12 protein-coding genes are annotated in these 15,813 nt (G+C 60.6%); 7 read left to right on the top strand and 5 right to left on the bottom strand.

Annotation, left to right across the window (positions count from 1 at the left end; all coding sequences use genetic code 11):
• Window positions 1–62: 62 nt before the first annotated feature.
• Both EJ068_RS08100 and EJ068_RS08095 read right to left on the bottom strand, forming a co-directional pair.
• The gene (locus tag EJ068_RS08100; protein WP_129554510.1) at window positions 63–2,279 is read right to left on the bottom strand and encodes a mechanosensitive ion channel family protein; all 2,217 of its coding nucleotides are present in this window, start codon (window positions 2,277–2,279) and stop codon (window positions 63–65) included.
• Window positions 2,280–2,366: 87 nt separating this feature from the next.
• Entirely contained in the window at window positions 2,367–2,636 is a 270-nt protein-coding gene (locus tag EJ068_RS08095) for a hypothetical protein (protein ID WP_245463445.1), read from the bottom strand.
• 1,185 nt (window positions 2,637–3,821) lie between these two features.
• Between EJ068_RS08095 and EJ068_RS08085 the strand changes: the two genes are divergently transcribed.
• Genes EJ068_RS08085 through EJ068_RS08075 form a run of 3 tightly spaced genes read left to right on the top strand, consistent with a single transcriptional unit; the run spans window position 3,822 to window position 7,436 of the window.
• Entirely contained in the window at window positions 3,822–5,036 is a 1,215-nt protein-coding gene (locus EJ068_RS08085; protein ID WP_127249236.1) for a glycosyltransferase family protein, read from the top strand.
• A 1-nt stretch (window position 5,037) separates the two neighbouring features.
• A complete protein-coding gene (locus EJ068_RS08080; protein ID WP_127249237.1) occupies window positions 5,038–6,282 on the top strand; it encodes a glycosyltransferase family 4 protein in 1,245 nt (414 codons plus the stop codon).
• Window positions 6,279–7,436: a glycosyltransferase family protein gene (locus tag EJ068_RS08075; protein ID WP_127249238.1), complete on the top strand. Its 1,158-nt coding sequence runs from the start codon at window positions 6,279–6,281 to the stop codon at window positions 7,434–7,436. The genes EJ068_RS08080 and EJ068_RS08075 overlap by 4 nt, the downstream gene beginning before the upstream one ends.
• A gap of 114 nt (window positions 7,437–7,550) precedes the next feature.
• Here EJ068_RS08075 and EJ068_RS08070 read toward each other — a convergent pair whose 3' ends face one another.
• Window positions 7,551–8,222, bottom strand: a complete 672-nt coding sequence (locus tag EJ068_RS08070; RefSeq protein WP_127249239.1) for a class I SAM-dependent methyltransferase — start codon at window positions 8,220–8,222, stop codon at window positions 7,551–7,553.
• Window positions 8,223–8,384: 162 nt separating this feature from the next.
• Between EJ068_RS08070 and EJ068_RS08065 the strand changes: the two genes are divergently transcribed.
• From EJ068_RS08065 to EJ068_RS08055, 3 genes are all read left to right on the top strand, one after another.
• Window positions 8,385–11,099: an ABC transporter ATP-binding protein gene (locus EJ068_RS08065; protein WP_127249240.1), complete on the top strand. Its 2,715-nt coding sequence runs from the start codon at window positions 8,385–8,387 to the stop codon at window positions 11,097–11,099.
• 189 nt (window positions 11,100–11,288) lie between these two features.
• On the top strand, window positions 11,289–11,738 hold the full coding sequence (locus EJ068_RS08060; protein ID WP_126081340.1) for a cyclic nucleotide-binding domain-containing protein: 450 nt from the start codon (window positions 11,289–11,291) through the stop codon (window positions 11,736–11,738).
• Between the two features lie 75 nt (window positions 11,739–11,813).
• Window positions 11,814–12,668, top strand: coding sequence for an MBL fold metallo-hydrolase (locus EJ068_RS08055; RefSeq protein WP_127249241.1), 855 nt, complete (start codon window positions 11,814–11,816; stop codon window positions 12,666–12,668).
• 1 nt (window position 12,669) lies between these two features.
• Here the strand turns inward: EJ068_RS08055 and EJ068_RS08050 are convergent, their stop codons facing one another.
• Window positions 12,670–13,434, bottom strand: coding sequence for a polysaccharide deacetylase family protein (locus EJ068_RS08050; protein ID WP_127249242.1), 765 nt, complete (start codon window positions 13,432–13,434; stop codon window positions 12,670–12,672).
• Window positions 13,431–14,519 (bottom strand): glycosyltransferase family 4 protein, encoded by a 1,089-nt coding sequence (locus tag EJ068_RS08045; protein WP_127249243.1) that lies wholly within the window; start codon window positions 14,517–14,519, stop codon window positions 13,431–13,433. The genes EJ068_RS08050 and EJ068_RS08045 overlap by 4 nt, the downstream gene beginning before the upstream one ends.
• A 93-nt stretch (window positions 14,520–14,612) precedes the next feature.
• Here EJ068_RS08045 and EJ068_RS08040 point away from each other — a divergent pair, with 93 nt between their 5' ends.
• Complete coding sequence (locus EJ068_RS08040; protein ID WP_245463444.1) at window positions 14,613–15,773, top strand: DUF3095 domain-containing protein; 1,161 nt, start codon at window positions 14,613–14,615, stop codon at window positions 15,771–15,773.
• Window positions 15,774–15,813: the final 40 nt, after the last annotated feature.

The raw sequence follows: 15,813 nt of genomic DNA, 5'->3' as shown, positions 1-15,813 counted from the left end.
GGCTCCACAATTGAGGTAGCCGACGATATCATCGATCGCCGGCATTAGGTATCATAGCTTTCCTACTCCGTTGTGCCGGCTTTTTTCCTACGCCGGTTGGTGTGCGACTGCGCGACGGCCAGTTTCAACTCGGGTGTGATCTGCAACGGCGCATTCTCTGCCCCATGTGGGCTCTGCAGCCCCTCGACGTGAACGGTCGGGAATGGCAGTTCGATGCCCTGCTCCTTGAAGGCCTGGCGGAGGCGTAAAAAGAATCTCCCCTTCATAGCGAAGGCACCTCCCGGTCTGGTTGTGACCTTGACCCTCAATACGATGCCATACTCACCGAACTCCTGTACGCCCTGCATCTTGATCGGTTCGATCACCCAGTTCTTGAATTCTGGATCTTCCGCCAGTTCCAGGCCTATCCGCTTGATCAGCTTGCGAGCGAACTCGATGTCGGTGTCATAGCCGACGGTGATGTTGAATTTGTCGGTAACCCAGTCACGGCTCTGGTTCTGGACGGCTCCGAGTTCACCGAACGGGATCGTGAACAGCGGGCCACGATGGTGACGCAGCTTTACGGAGCGCAACGAAAAGCTCTCCACCGTACCCCTGTAGCTGCCCGATGAAATGTATTCGCCGACACGAAATGCATCGTCGAGCAGATAGAACACGCCCGAGATCACGTCCTTGACGAGGGTTTGGGCGCCAAAACCCACAGCGACGCCAACGACGCCGGCGCCGGCGATCAGGGGGCCGATCTGGATACCGACCGAGGCGAGCATCATCAGCACCGCCATGACGACGATCACTGCCAGTAGAATGTTTTGGATGATGGGCAAGAGCGTGCGCAGCCGCGCCTGCTGCGGATCGACGACCGGCATCTCCTCGTCGCTGATTACCGCGTGCGCTTCGATGCCCAGCTTTCTCTCGATCAATGCCTTGATGATCGACCAGCCGAAATCGGCGGCAAGCGCAATGACAATGACATTGATCAAGCCGCGCAATATGAGAGTGGTCGTCTTGTTGCTGTCCTGCATCGACTGCATGTCCAGACCCCAGGCACGCGCAAGAAGGTAAGCCGCCGCCAGGATCAAGATCATCCGGACTGCGCGATCGATGACAGCGATCGTGACCGCCGGGATCGTAGGCCGGCCGGCATCTTCCGAACCCGGCCGCAGGACGAAATTGACCCCGCGCTGCGTCAGCACGATTGCGAAAGGCAGGAAGAATGCGGCGAAGGTAAACCAGAACAATATGGGAAGGCCGGCGATGCGCAGCAGGAACAGGACGACGAAGTAAGCAGTCAAAAACCATGTCGCTGCCGTGTGACCGTGCCCATCGTTCCGCTGTGTTCTCGGCCGACGCCAAACGGCAATCAGAAAGAGCAGCAGCAGCACGAAATCGGCACTTACCGACAGCACCAGCATTCCGTCCTGATCAATGCCGAGACCCGGCAAGAGGATGAACGCGGCGCCGAAGAAGGCGCAGACGCCGGAGATCTTGGGTACCCAATAGAACCAATGGTCGGCCGTTTCGTTGGTCACCGGCAAAGCACGAACCTCGACGGCGTTCTCGACCTGCATGAAGGAAGGGACGAGCAGGGCTGCGAGGTACATGCGCACAGCCGCTGTGGCGACCGCAGCCATCAGAAAGGTCAGCACGATCTCGCGGATAAGCATTGGCCAGTCAAACAACATGAACGCGCCGGCGCTGCCCAGCGCGAACGAGACGATCAGCAGGCTGGAATAAAGCGTGCGGCCGCCAATCTTCCTGGCCCGCCCAATGGGCGTATCCTTCGATTGCGCGATGATCCACAAACGGAACGGGCGGGTGAGCTTGTACGTTGCCCAAGTGAGCGCCAGGCCGGCAGCGATGAAAATCGCGATCAGCAAAAGCATGCCGGCAGGCCTCTTGCCGGACATATCCTCCATGGTCTCTGCCCGCACGCGCGCGAACTGGCCTGGCAGAGAGGGCAAGGTCCCCACGATTCTTTCGATATGATGCTTGATCCGATCGAGCGTCGAGGATGCCATCGTATTCATCCGGCCCGGCGCGGCCACGGCATCGGACGATGCGCCGGACGGCGAAGCTCCTGCCGCGGCAGGCGTTCCGGTCGGCCCGGCGTCCTGCTTTCGTTGCTCGGCCACCCAGGCCTTCACCGACGGATCGTCGAGAAGATCGAATAACTGTTTGACCTTTTCAGGCGGAACGGTCGCCGGCGCCTGTGCCTGTGACGGACCAGTCAACAAGAGGGCGATCCCAAAGACGAGGGACCTGGCGATCAGGAAAAACATCGCGGTCAGATAGCCGAGATGTCGTGTCGGGCGCGCCAGATTCTCGGCTCCTAATCGACGTATCATTGATTCGGGGCAGCTTGCCATTCAATGTATATAGACGATGACATAGCGCCCTTGGTAGGGTTGATAGTAGCTGCTGCCGCAGTGCCAAAGCACGGTGCCGTTGATCGAAGTCGTCACACACGCAGCCGGGAGCCTGTTCACGTAGATAGTCGAACGGCGGATCGTTCGGCGTGTGGTGCGCCTTGCGACGCCTGCGACGCTGCCAGGCGTGAGCGGATGGCCAACTCGCGCCTGCGCTTCGCCAGCGAAAGGGGCGAAGGGCGCAAGGGCATCGATGAGCCCCGCAAACATCAAGACGACGACGATTCCGGCAGCGCCGGTCAATCTCAAGCTAGGTCTCGTCATTTTTGATCCTCCCAAGAGCTCACCGCTTCGCGCGTTCTTATGTCCGGACTATGCAGCACCCAACGCAGGCTAGAATTTTAGAATGTACTAATTCTCAAATTCGACTTCTATCCGGATTGCGCAAATTCCATCGAACCGCTGGCGATGGTGACCGGCATTTCTCGGCGCGGGTTGCGCCCCGGTCACGATCTTCCGGCGCGCTGCAGCGTTTCGTAGGGAGATTCGCCGAAGAAGAGTCGATAATTCGCGGCGAAGCGGCCCAGATGGGTGATCCCCACCTCCATAGCGACCGCAGTTATGCTCAAGCCGTCAGCACGTGCCGCAGTAAGGAGCCGTCTGGCTTCATTGAGACGGAGCGCTCTGATGAATTCGAGCGGGGTTACGGCGAAGGTAGTGGCGAAAGGCGTAATCCAGTTGTCCGGCTAACACCAATTTCCTTGCACAGTCGAACAATGGGTATGTCTTCCCGGAGATGAGTGCGAATGAAATCCTCGGCCGCCGACGCTTGTCTTAAATGACGCGACAATCGCTCTGAACAGTGGCGGCGCCGCACTGGCGCGAGACGCTCACGCGCCATTCGATGGGCCGGCGTGCCCTTCGTCTCTTACTCGTGACGTCCGTGAGGCTCGTGACGTCCGTGAGGCCTTCGCGCGGCATCGATCGCAGCAGTCATAACAACTGATGGGCTTACGTCCGGGGAGCAGACTGGAGGCATCCGCGCTGAATTCGTCTGGGGCGACGAGCTGACCCCCGGTGGCCAGCATATGGAGAACAGTTATCGATGCTGCTGACCGACGAAGTGTGTAGTGGAGTCGCACGTGTTCAGGTCGGGGAAGACAGACCCGAGCGCTTCGTGCGAATGTAGCTCCATGAAAGGCTTCGGATTATTGTTGGCGCCCATCACATCACGAAATGCGGGGTCCAGAGTGAAGAACGCTATCTGATCTTTCGCATCGCGCCGGTCGCATGGGAGACTATGAATTCGCGGACGGTGAGGGGCGATCTGCGGCCTCTTGGGTAATACGAATTGAAAATTGCGCCCTCATGTTTCACAACAGGTCGGTTAGGCCTCAGGATGGCTTCCCCAACCGCCCCGGTTCCCAAGGCGAGAATTCTAAAAGACGTTCAGAAATGATCCAGCACGTACAAGACGCTCGAATTCTCATGTACAGCCACGATACGTTCGGGCTCGGCCACCTGCAGCGCTGTCGGACCATCGCGCATTCGCTGGTCGAGGATTTCCGCGGACTTCAGGTGCTGATCATTTCGGGTGCGCCCATCGCCGGCGCCTTCGATTATCGCGCCCGTGTCGACTTCGTGAAGATCCCCAGCGTCATCAAGTTGCGCAACGGCGAGTACACCTCGCTGGAAAAGGATATCGATCTGCATGAGACGCTCAGGATGCGCCAGTCGATCATCCGCCACACGGCCGAGACCTTCCGGCCGGATATCTTCATCGTCGACAAGGAACCGCTCGGCCTGCGCGGTGAGATCGAGGACACACTGTCCTACCTCAAGACGCGGGGTACCACGCTCGTGCTTGGCCTGCGCGAGGTGATGGATGCGCCGCATCTGCTCGAAGCAGAGTGGGCACGCAGGGATGTGCTGCGCAAAATAGGCCTGTTCTACGATAAGGTCTGGGCCTATGGCCCGCCGGATTTCTACGATCCGTTGACCGGCTTGGATGTGCCGCCGGCCGTCAGGGCAAAGATGAGGTTCGTCGGTTTCCTGCAACGGCGCCTGCAGCGGAACGAGTTGCCCGGCCACCGGCCCGAGGGTGAGTATATCCTTGTTACCACAGGGGGCGGCGGTGACGGCGCGGAACTGATCCACGACGTCATCGATGCCTATCAGCAGAACCCGCAGTTGCAGCACAGGGCGCTGATCGTGCTTGGGCCCTACATGCCGGCGCGCAAGCGCAACAAGCTGCTCAAGAAGGGGGCCAAGATCCCCTGCATCAAGATCATCGAGTTCGACAACCGCATGGAAGACCTGATTGCGGGGGCCAAGGCGGTAGTGGCGATGGGCGGTTACAACACCTATTGCGAGATACTGTCTTTCGACAAGCCGGCGCTAATCGTGCCGCGCGTCGAGCCCCGTGAGGAACAACTGATCCGCGCTCGGCGCGCAGCCGAACTCGGCCTTATCGAGATGCTTTTGCCGGACGAAGCCAAGGATTCCCAGCGGTTTGCCGATGCACTGGTGGCGCTGCCGGACCGGCCCCGCCCATCTCAGAGCAATCCCCATCTGAGGCTGGAAGGACTGCCTCATATTTCCGAAATCGTCGCAGAACTGCTCGATCGGCGGGCCAGCCCTCACCTTTCGGTCATTGAGGGAATGAGCTGAGTTGCAACGTCGCAAGATCGTCGTGGTTCTAAAGGGCTATCCGCGGTTGTCGGAAACCTTCATCGCGCAGGAACTGCTCGGTCTGGAGCGCGCGGGATTTGACCTGATACTCGTCGCGCTCAGGCGGCCGACCGACGCAAAACGCCACCCTGTGCATGACGAGATCAAGGCGCCCGTCCGTTATCTGCCGGAATATCTGCATGAAGAGCCGCTGCGCGTGCTTCGCTCGCTGTTTGCCTATCTGCTGCGGCCGGGGTTCTGGCGCGCGCTCGGATCGCTGGCTGCCGATATCCGCCGCGACTTTACGCGCAATCGCGTGCGCCGCTTCGGGCAAGCGCTCGTGCTGGCGGCCGAATGGCCGGAAGACGCGGGATGGTTGCATGCCCATTTCGCGCACACGCCGGCATCGGTGACGCGCTATGCCAGCTTGCTTCGTAGTCTGCCCTGGAGCTGCTCAGCCCATGCCAAGGACATCTGGACTTCTGCGGACTGGGATCTGGCCGGCAAGCTTTCCTCGGCGCGCTGGACGGTCACTTGCACGAAAACCGGCTTCGATCGTCTTAAAGAACTCGCAAACGGCAACTCGTCCGTGCATCTGAGCTACCATGGGCTCGACCTTGATCGCTTCGGCAGTTTCGGCGAGGCGCGAAAACAGCATGACGGCTCGGCGGCGGACGACCCGGTTATCATTCTCAGTGTCGGGCGCGCAGTTGCAAAGAAAGGTTACGATACCTTGCTGGAGGCGCTTGCCCTCTTGCCTGGCGATTTGGCGTGGCATTTCGAGCATATCGGCGGCGGCGAGGAACTGGAACGGCTCAAGGCGCTGGCGCAAAAGTTCGGACTGGATGGTCGCGTGTCCTGGAAGGGCGCGCTTGCGCAAGAGGAGGTGCTTGAGCACTACCGGTGCGCCGACATCTTCGCCCTGGCCTGCAGGATCACCGCAAATGGCGACCGGGACGGTCTGCCGAATGTCCTAGTGGAGGCGGCCAGCCAGCGGCTTGCCTGCGTGTCGACCGATGTTTCCGGCGTGCCGGAGCTTTTGTCGCCGGATGAAACCGGGCTGCTGGTTCCGACGGAAAACCCAATTGCCCTAGCAAAGGCGCTGGAGCGCCTGATCCGTGATCCCGTGCTGCGCGCCCGTCTCGGCGACGCCGCCGAGCGGCGCGTGCGCGGCAATTTCGATCATACGGCAAGCATCGGACAGCTCAAGGAACTGTTCGAGCGCGAGTGGCGGGCCGCCGATTGAAGCGCGTCTTCCTCTATGTCCAGCACCTGCTCGGTATCGGCCATCTCGCTCGCTCCAGCCGCATCGCAGCGGCACTGGTCGATGACGGGTTTGACGTAACCGTCGTGACCGGCGGCGCGCCGATCGCGGGGTTTCCGGGACCAGGGGTGAAAACTGTAACCCTGCCGCCTGTCACCTCCGGTGATGAAGGATTTTCCGGACTTGTCGATCTGCAGGGCAGACCCATCGACGATGATTTCAAGAAACGACGTTCAGAGACACTGCTGCAGGCCTACTGGGATTGCAGACCTGACATCGTCATTGTGGAGGCCTTTCCATTTGGACGCCGGCAGATGCGTTTCGAACTCATGCCGCTGATCGAGGCCATCGAGGCGACATCGCCCAGACCGCTGCTGGCGACGTCCGTCCGCGATATTCTTCAGGAGCGCGTCAAGTCGGGCCGAAACGAGGAAACGGTCGATCTCATCAACAGACACTTCGACCTTGTCATGGTCCACGGCGATCCGGCTTTCGCAACCATCGACAAGACATTTCCGCTGGCCAGGGCAATCAGGGCCGAGGTCACCTACACAGGGCTCGTTGCCGCGCCGCCATCGCCCGCGGCCACCGAGCGCTTCGACATTCTGGTTTCGGTTGGCGGCGGGGCTGCCGGAAGGGGTCTTGTCAGTTCCACCATCGCAGCGGCGCGGAATGCCAACAATGGCTGGAAATGGTGTTTGATCACCGGCCCAAACTTGCCGAAAGACGAGTTTGACGCCATCGCACGCGATGTCACGCCGGGCCTGTCCATCTTCCGCTTCCGCGAGGATTTTGCCAGCCTGCTGACCGGCGCTCGCCTGTCGGTCTCGCAGGCGGGTTACAACACGGTCTGCGATGTCCTGCGCGCGGGTTGTCGCTCCCTGCTCGTGCCGTTTGCAGCCGGCGGGGAAACCGAACAAACGGTTCGCGCCCTGATGCTCGAAGAACTCGGTCTTGCAACGGTGCTGATGGAAAAGGACCTGACGCCTGAAGGTTTGGCGCAGGCGATCGAACAGGCGCTGGTGGCGCCGAGGCCGTCCGCGCATCGTCTCGATCTGGAAGGGGCGCGTCACTCGGCGCAAATCCTGCGCGAGCGGCATCGAACACGGTCGCTAAAAATGGGGCCCGGGACATGACCAAGCAAACGGCGGGGCCTAAAGCGCGTCGCGCTGAACGGATTCAGTCGACGCGCTTTAAGTCTTGATGCATGTCGTTGTCCTAAACCGCTACGCGGTTTTGGGCGAAAGGCACTAAACCGTCCCAATCAGCATGAAGCGCGTATATTTTTTTGTCGGTAGTTCGCCGGAGAATCGTATCTCCCGCAGCGCCGCCATTGCCTCGAAGGCTGCAAGTGAAGCCACGCAGTTGATGTGCGTCGGCTCGCTGAAATAGTCATTCGATTGCAGCAGTACATTCGTGCCCCGCGGGAGCAGGGCAAGCCAGGCGCGCAGATCGGCGATGTGCTCGCAGCTCGTATTGACTATCAGGTCGGACGGCCCGGCCGCATAGTCGAGTGCGTACATATCTGCCGTCAGCGCCCGGAACCGGTCGCCGGCTTCCCGGTTGAGGGTCTGGGCAACCGGCGCGACTTCGGGATCGATGTCGATGCTGTCAATCGTCGCGATGTCGAAGCGAGGGTCGTTGAAAAGCATCGCCGGCAAGATGCCGTACCATCCGCCCAGAACCCATATGCGCGCGAAGCGCCCGCCGCAGCTTTCGAACAGTCTGTCGAGCGCCCACATCTTGCAGGCCACCTGCTTGTGGTTGAAGGCGTTGGCGATGTCGGCCTGCGGATGTTTGGCGATGACGCGCGCCAGCCCTGCCACGAGAGGGTGGTTGACATAGGCAGCAATTCCCCGCGTGAGGTCCAAGGCCTGCTCGTGCCCGTCCATGCCGGCATTGCGCGGTTGCGTGACATCCATCATATTCGCCTTGTACGTTGGGATTTCGGGCGACACAACGCAATCTTGCCTCGCCAAGCCGCCTCGCAGGCTTCGAACGCGTCGCCGGCGATGATTGCCGATGCGCCGTCCACCAGCCGATGCTTTTACTTTGTTCTTTGAACTGAAGGTTCACAGTCGCATATGGAACCCAGCCTAGCTCGCTATATCTGGACGCACACCAAGAAGCAGCAGCTCTGGATATTGGTTATCGTCTTGCTTTCGATGATCCCGTATTTCATGTCCTTTGACCTGCCGAAGCTGATCGTCAACGGCCCGATCCAAGGCAAGGGGTTCGAGCAACCGGGCGCGACCCAGCCATTCATGAGGCTGCACTACAACCTGCCGTTCATCGGAGAGGTCCAGTTCTTTCCTGGCTTTCAGCTCGACCGCACGACGACGCTGTTTGCCCTCAGCCTTGTGTTCCTCCTGCTGGTCATCATCAACGGCCTGTTCAAATTCTACATCAACACCTACAAGGGCCGCCTCGGCGAACGCATGCTGCGCCGTATCCGCTTCGAATTGGTCGATCGTGTGCTGCGGTTTCCGCCGCGTTATTTCAAGCGCGTGAAATCCGCCGAGGTGGCAACCATGGTGAAGGACGAGGTGGAGCCGCTGGGCGGTTTCATCGGCGATGCTTTCCTGCAGCCGGTGCTGCTCGGCGGCCAGGCCGTGACGGCCATGCTGTTCATCGTAGTCCAGAACTTCTGGCTCGGAATGATTGCCGCCGTGATCGTTTTGATCCAGATCGTGCTCATCCCGCGAATGCGGCGGCGGCTGATCGTGCTCGGGCGTAAACGGCAGTTGACGGCGCGCGCGCTATCGGGCCGCGTCGGCGAAATCGTCGACGGCATCGGCGCGGTTCACGTCCACGATACATCAAATTACGAGCGCGCCGACATAGCTGCCCGGCTCGGCCTCATCTTCAAGATCCGCTTCGATCTTTACCAATGGAAATTCATGGTGAAGTTCCTCAACAATTTTCTCGCGCAGATCACGCCCTTTCTGTTCTACATGGTCGGCGGTTACCTGGTCATCCATGGCCGGCTGGACGTTGGCCAGCTCGTGGCCGTGATCGGCGCCTACAAGGACCTGCCCGGACCGATGAAGGAACTGATCGACTGGGATCAGGATCGGCAGGACGTCCAGGTCAAATACCAGCAGGTCGTCGAACAATTCACCGTCGAGGGTCTCATTGCGCCGCAAATCGGCGCACTGACGATCGATGATCCCGGTCCGATGACCAAACCCCTGTCGGCGATCGGTCTGTCCATGGCAGACGATGGCGGTGCAATGCTCCTCGACCGGGTCTCTCTGCAGGTGAATCCCGGTGAGACGGTGGCGCTGGTCAGCACCTCAACAGGTGGAGCGGAGGCGCTTGCAGAGGCCTTCGCGCGGCTGAGCTGGCCGGAAAGCGGAAAGGTCGCTTCGGGTGCCGACGACCTGCTTGAACTCCCTGAAGCAGTGACCGGCCGGCGCATGTCCTATGCCTCGTCCGATGTTTTCCTGTTCCAGGCAAGCCTCCGCGACAATCTGCTCTACGGATTGAAGCATGCGCCGCTGACATCGGTGACTTATGACGGTGCCGCGGCGGACCAGCAGCGCTGGAACATTCACGAGGCGCGCCGGTCGGGCAACCCGGACCTTGATATCCACAGTGACTGGATCGACTATGCTTCCGTCGGCGCTACCGGCCCGCACGACCTCTTTGAAGCCGTGCGCCAGGTGCTCGACGCAGTTCTTCTGTCGCGCGACATTCTGGATCTTGGCTTGCGTTCTTCGGCCGACCTCACGCGACACACCAAGCTTGCCGGGCGGATCGTCGAACTGCGTGCGGCGCTGCGAACCCGGTTGGAAAATGAAGGATTGAACGAACTGGTGGTTCCTTTCGAGCCGGGCGCCTACAACAAGGAAGCAACGATCGGCCAGAACCTGCTCTTCGGCGCTGCCGCCGGCCCGGAGCTTGCCGACAAGGCTCTGGCGGCAAATTCCTATTTTGCTTCCGTGCTGAGGCAAGCCGGCCTCGATCGCACGCTCTACGAAATGGGCCTGAATATCGCCGAACAATCGATCGAGCTGTTTGCCGATCTGCCGCCCGATCACCAGTTCTTCCAGCAGCTCGCCTTCATGAGCGCCGAGGAGATACCCGCCTACGAAACCTTGCTGCAACGGCTCAAGAACCGTCCCTACGAGACGGTCTCCGAGAACGACCGCGCCATGATCGTCACCCTGAGCTTTGCTTATATCGAGCCCCGGCATCGCTTCGGCCTGCTGGGCGACGAACTGATGAACAAGATCGTTGCCGCACGCAATCGATTCTATGAAAACCTGCCGCCCGAGCTGCAAAATGCGGTCGAACGCTATGATCCCGCCATATACATTGCCGCGGCTACGGTCATGGACAATGTCCTATTCGGGCGTCTGGGTAGCAACCATCCCGACGCGCCGGATCGCATACGCTCCATCGTCTATGACATTCTTGATGAATTGGGGCTTTATGCCGAACTGCTGGATGTCGGTTTGGACTTCAATGTCGGCGCCGGCGGCAGGCGGTTGACCGCTGGGCAGCGACAGAAGCTCGATGTTGCCCGAGCCCTGCTCAAGCGGCCCGATTTTCTCATTCTCAACCGGCCGCTGTCGGCGCTCGACCAGCGCGTACAGGACAAGGTGTCGCAAAACGTGCTCGAGGAAGCCAGGCGCGACGGCCGTTCGCCGGCAATTGTGTGCGTCGTGACGAATCCGGCAATGGCGATGATGTTCGATCGCGTTGTCGTCTTCGACTCGAGTCGTTTGGTGGAAGACGGAACACACGAGACACTTTTGGCCGGGGGCGGTATTTTCAAGGAACTGCTCTCATAGAGCATTGGACATTCAGATGGAATCATTCCGCCGTTGGGAAACTTGCTGCAAGGTCAATGGATTGAGCGTTCCGGCTGATTGGGCTCGCTACCTCAAGCGGTTCGTCTTGCCACCTGGAAACGGAATTGATTTCATCTGGGCGTCGGTTGTTCTAGTCTGGCAGACGTGAATTTTGGGAGGTTTGCGACAATGCTGCTCAAGGATGAGGTTGGAATGCTGCAACGCGTTCCCTTGTTCTCCGGCATTGAGTCGGCAAAGCTCAAGCTGCTTGCGTTCACATCCGATCGCGTCAGCTACAGCGCCGGCCAGATTCTTTTCCGGCAAGGCGACGAGGGAGATGCCGCCTATGTCATCCTTTCAGGCAAGGCGGATATTCTGGTCGATTCCGACAACGGACCGATAAAAGTTGCCGAACTGCTGCCAAATTCGATCGTTGGCGAGATCGCCATATTGTGCAACAGCTCTCGCACGGCCACCGTCAGAGCTGCAAGTCCGGTGGAAGCTTTGAGAATTCGCAAGGATCATTTCCTGAGGCTCATGAGGGAGTTCCCGGAAATGACCATCGAAATGGTGCGGGTCCTCGCCGATCGCCTAAGCCATACGACCGCGGATCTGATCGACGCACGGAGCGCCAAGTAACCAGTGACGCGCACTTAATCCTCGCCGTCGTGATGGCTCCGGCTAGCATGGGCGACTGGACCGCGAAGGAGCAGCATGGAGGACGAGGTTTTCCTGGTCAAGTTTTGGGGGGTGCGCGGCAGCATTTCGGTATCGGGGCCAGAATTCTCCCGCTATGGCGGCAACACGATCTGCATCGAGATGCGATGCGGTAAGCATACGATTCTCTTCGACGCGGGCTCCGGCCTGCCGCCTGCCGGCCGAGCGCTTCGGGCGTCGGGCGTAACCGATTTCGACCTGTTTTTCACCCACTGCCATTACGACCACATCATCGGACTGCCGGCTTTTAAGCCGATCTACGACCGCAGCGTCAAAGTCAGGCTTTGGTCCGGGCATCTTGCAGGACGCATGACGACCCAGCAGATTGTCGATGAGTTCATGCGGCCGCCTTGGTTTCCGGTGAGACTGGACGTCTGCAAGGCAAGCCTCGACTACCGCGATTTCGTATCAGGAGACATTCTTCGGCCGCGCGAAGGGGTGGTGATCCGAACCGGCAGCCTAACCCATCCCGGTGGCTGTATAGGCTATCGGGTCGAATGGGGCGGCCGCGTCGTGGCGGTGATCACCGACACCGAACACGAGCCGGGCAAGCTTGATCAGGCGGTCCTCGACCTCATCGAAGATGCCGACCTCGTCATTTACGATTGCACCTACACCGAGGAGGAAATGGAGCGCTACCGCGGCAACGGGCACTCGACATGGCAACAGGGGGTCAAGCTCTGCGAGGCGGCCGGCGCGCGGGAGCTTGCGCTGGTTCACCACGATCCGGCACGCACCGACGAGGAACTGGGCGAGATCGAGAAACTGGCCAAGGACAGGTTTGCCGGCGCTTTTGCCGCGCGGGATGGCCAGACGCTCGAATTTCCAGTCTTATCGCACCAAGCGCGCTGAGCTATTTTCCTTTGCCGGCGCCGCGCCCGATCAATGTCCTGATCGGAAGCCATGCGCAGGCTTCAGTCTGTGCGGTGACCGTGAACAGCCGTTCCAGGAAAAGCCAGGCCGATTCATCGTGTACGAGATGGTGGGCGAGCACGCCGACCGGTTCGCCGCCGTCGAATGCCTGTCGCAATTGCGCGATGATGGCCTGAACCAATATGCCGTGATCGCGGCAACCGCGCGTGCCATGCCAATCCATGATGTCGACATTGCTGTTGACGACCGCCAGCGAAGCCGGCTTCGGCGACCCATAGACCGACAATGCCGCAAATCCCATCGATCCAAGCTCGGATACCAAGCCGGCGTCGATCCTGTTCCAGGGCGGCACCAGCATCGGAACGGCACGTGCGCCGTGCAGGCCGGTTATGCGCGACAGCCCGCGAGCCAGATCATCGAGCACCGCCTCGCGTGGCCGCTGCGGGCCGAGCTCCTGCTTTTTCTGGCCCTCCGACGCATGATTTCGGTGCGCCCAGCCATGGATGGCGACTGTGGCATGCGGCGCCTCGTCAAGCCGGGCGACCAGCTTCCCATCAGTCAGGGCCGGAATGACGGCCAGAGTGACCGGAATTGCGAATTGACCGGTGAGGTCGAGCAGCCGATCAAGCGCAGGCGTCGGATCCACGGCGTCATCGTCGCGCAGCCAGAACTCTGCCTTGCGGTCCGCCCGCTGCCAGCGCGCCAGTTCTTTCACCAAGGGTTGCCAGATCTGATCGGACGTCATGAAACCGGGATCTTCGCAATAAGTTCGGCGAGACGCGCTGCCGCAGCACCGAGGGAGCGTTCTTCGAGGATGAAACGTCTGGCTTCTGCGGCCATGACGGTTCTTTCGTCGTTGCGGGCCAGAAGCCTTTCAATGGCTGAAGCGAACGCCGTCAAATCGCCCGGCGGGGTCAGGAACCCGGTCCGGCCATCCCGCACGACCTCCGGCACGCCGGCGATGTCCTGAGCCACCACCGGCAGGCCGGCGGCCTGCGCTTCAAGATAGGCAACGCCATAGGCCTCGCCGAAACCCGGCCAGACGTAAATTCCGCCACTGTAGAGGACATCCGGCACGGCGGCCGGCTCAATCGCGCCAAGCCATTCGATACGGTTGGCGGGCAAGCCGGCAAATTGCGCTTTGACCTCGTCACGGGCAGGCCCGTCCCCGACGACCGACATGGTCCAGGGCAGGTGACCGATCGAGCCGAGCGCTTGCGCCAGCATGCGATAGCTTTCGAGTTTGTCGCCCGGGCGCATCATGGCGACGGTAACGAGGCGTGTCGGACAACCCCGTGCCGGCGTTTCACGGAATGCCGATGTGTCGATGAAGGGCGAAAGCATGCCGAAAGTGGCGCCGGGTACCGCATCCGCCAGTCCCTGGCGGTCCCTTTGCGTGAAGCAGATGTTCAGCGCCGCCTGTTCGACGGCTCGCGCCACCAAAGCTTGTGCATCAGCCCACAAACCGGCGTTGCGCCGCCTCGAATAGGAGGCTTCCGCTGTCGCATAGGGGACAGCAAAGGCCGCCGTCAGCTCGGGCCCGATCAGGTCGGGCGCCTTGTAATAGGGATGATAAGTGAACCAGAGATCGGGCTTGCCGTCACGAGCCCAAAGCCTTGTCAGCCGCGCGGCTTCTTCCCGGGCCTCGATCTTGCGCGCATCGAAACTTTTCGGCTCTGGTTCGCGTAGATAGAAGCGCAATTCGGATGCCAGTTCGACGTTATGCCCCACGTGCTCCAGCGCCTTGATCAGCGTCCGTGCCATCTGACGATCGCCGGAGGCAACGGGATCATTGGGTGACTTCAGTGGTGCGTAGAAGGCAATTCGCATCGCCGGACCCTATCATCAGAAAGCTGGCGCAAGTCAATTTCGAAGCATGATCGACTTCACCCTTCAAGCAGTGGAATATGCTATCTGATGCCCATGGAAACAGCTGCCGCGTCGGACCCGTTTGTCGCTTCTCTGCCGGTCTTCGCAAAGTTCGAAAGCGTTGCCGATATCGACAACTATCGGCCTCTCCCCGATGACTGGGCGCTGGCCACCGCCGACATCGTCGGCTCGACCAAGGCGATCGAGGCTGGGGGCTATAAAACGGTCAATATGGCCGGCGCCAGCGTCATTTCGGCGCTGCTCAATGCGCTGGGTCGGCAAGATTTTCCCTTTGTCTTTGGCGGCGACGGCGCGCTCGTGGCGTTTCCCGGCTCGGCGCTGGAGATCGCCCGCAACGCGCTTGCCGCTGTCCAGAGATGGGTGGCGGAAGAACTGGACCTAGCCCTGCGTGCCGCAATCGTGCCGATAAGGGATATAAGAGCGCAAGGGCTCGACGTTCGCGTGGCGAGGTTCCAGGCCTCCGAAGCGGTCTTCTATGCCATGTTCGCCGGCGGTGGCGGCAGTTGGGCGGAAGCCGAGATGAAAGCGGGGCGCTACGGCATCGATCCCGCGCCGGCCGGCGCGCGGCCGGACCTGACCGGCCTCTCCTGCCGCTGGAACCCGATCGAGGCCCGACATGGCGAAATCGTCTCGATCATAGCCATACCAGGGGCGTCGCGCGACTTGCGCGGCTTTCAGTTGCTGGTTTCCGATATCATCGCCCTTGCCGGCAGGCAGGAGCGCGATGGCCACCCCGTACCGGCGGACGGGCCGGCCTACAGTTTACTGCCCGCCGGTCTCGATCTCGAGGCGCGGGCCACCGGGCCGGCTGGACGGCGGTGGCTGACGAAGCTGTGGGTTGTGTTCCTCATGACGCTTACGGCTGTCACCGATCGATGTGGCTGGACGATCGGCGGTTTCGATCCGAAGGTCTATAAACGTGAAGTGGCCAGCAATTCGGACTTCCGGAAGTTCGACGACGGCTTGAAGATGACCATCGATGTTGACGCCGACGTCTTGCAACGGATCGAAAACCGGCTGAAACAGGCGGAACAGGCGGGCATCTGCACCTATGGCTTTCACCGCCAGAAATCGGCCTTGATGACATGTCTCGTCGCTTCGCCGCTGCAGCGCGATCACCTTCATTTCATCGATGGCGCTGCCGGCGGCTATGCGATGGCTGCCGCAAGCCTGAAGGCGAAGGTGCCGGTTTGATGACGGCTTGCGGAAACCGATCTTCCGCAATATGCCTCCG

Source organism: Mesorhizobium sp. M2A.F.Ca.ET.043.02.1.1 (genome assembly GCF_003952405.1).
Lineage (GTDB): Bacteria > Pseudomonadota > Alphaproteobacteria > Rhizobiales > Rhizobiaceae > Mesorhizobium.
Note: the sequence above shows the minus strand (reverse complement) of the source record. Positions and strands in the feature narration are given on the sequence as shown.

What these genes read in the sequence shown, in the direction of transcription:
- EJ068_RS08095 (WP_245463445.1), bottom strand. Translation starts at nt 2,636, where the DNA reads ATGTTTGCGGGGCTCATCGATGCCCTTGCGCCCTTCGCCCCTTTCGCT.
- EJ068_RS08045 (WP_127249243.1), bottom strand. Translation starts at nt 14,519, where the DNA reads ATGCGAATTGCCTTCTACGCACCACTGAAGTCACCCAATGATCCCGTT.
- EJ068_RS08060 (WP_126081340.1), top strand. Translation starts at nt 11,289, where the DNA reads ATGCTGCTCAAGGATGAGGTTGGAATGCTGCAACGCGTTCCCTTGTTC.
- EJ068_RS08085 (WP_127249236.1), top strand. Translation starts at nt 3,822, where the DNA reads ATGATCCAGCACGTACAAGACGCTCGAATTCTCATGTACAGCCACGAT.
- EJ068_RS08040 (WP_245463444.1), top strand. Translation starts at nt 14,613, where the DNA reads ATGGAAACAGCTGCCGCGTCGGACCCGTTTGTCGCTTCTCTGCCGGTC.
- EJ068_RS08100 (WP_129554510.1), bottom strand. Translation starts at nt 2,279, where the DNA reads ATGTTTTTCCTGATCGCCAGGTCCCTCGTCTTTGGGATCGCCCTCTTG.
- EJ068_RS08050 (WP_127249242.1), bottom strand. Translation starts at nt 13,434, where the DNA reads ATGACGTCCGATCAGATCTGGCAACCCTTGGTGAAAGAACTGGCGCGC.
- EJ068_RS08055 (WP_127249241.1), top strand. Translation starts at nt 11,814, where the DNA reads ATGGAGGACGAGGTTTTCCTGGTCAAGTTTTGGGGGGTGCGCGGCAGC.
- EJ068_RS08065 (WP_127249240.1), top strand. Translation starts at nt 8,385, where the DNA reads ATGGAACCCAGCCTAGCTCGCTATATCTGGACGCACACCAAGAAGCAG.
- EJ068_RS08070 (WP_127249239.1), bottom strand. Translation starts at nt 8,222, where the DNA reads ATGGATGTCACGCAACCGCGCAATGCCGGCATGGACGGGCACGAGCAG.